Source organism: Leuconostoc sp. BM2 (assembly GCF_002095565.1).
In the GTDB taxonomy this organism is placed as follows: domain Bacteria; phylum Bacillota; class Bacilli; order Lactobacillales; family Lactobacillaceae; genus Leuconostoc; species Leuconostoc falkenbergense.
Genome location: NZ_MOWQ01000133.1, coordinates 1 through 369, shown reverse-complemented (window position 1 = coordinate 369; position 369 = coordinate 1). Strand labels below are relative to the sequence as shown.

Here is a 369-nt window from a genome sequence, read left to right as displayed (position 1 = left end):
ATCCTGAGAAGAGAAAAGTATTGGGCTATAAAATTGGCGATACAATGACAGCCGAGCTAGCCACAAGTGCCTTACAGATGGCGTTAGATAAGCATCGAAAGCCACTCATTATTCATTCAGATATGGGATCACAATACACGAGTGCTGAGTTTAATATTAAATGCCAAAATTATGGCTTGAAACATTCTTATTCACGGTAGATTGTAAAATTAAACCGAACACTTGAATAAAAAAGCCGCAGCGCCTTTAATGGTAATTGTCTAAAACAACCATAAAGGAACTGCGACTCATGACTAGTTTATCATCTCAAGAACGCACTGTCATTCAAACTTTACTCGAATTGAATTATTCTGTTCGTGCCATTGCGCG

At 38.2% G+C, this 369-nt stretch carries 2 protein-coding genes; both read left to right on the top strand.

Annotated elements, in window-relative coordinates:
• A partial coding sequence (locus tag BMG01_RS10830) for a DDE-type integrase/transposase/recombinase (protein WP_143472311.1) occupies positions 1-200 on the top strand: 200 nt, incomplete at its 5' end.
• Between the two features lie 89 nt (positions 201-289).
• Positions 290-369: helix-turn-helix domain-containing protein (locus tag BMG01_RS11145; RefSeq protein ID WP_143471347.1), on the top strand; the 80-nt coding region annotated here is incomplete at its 3' end.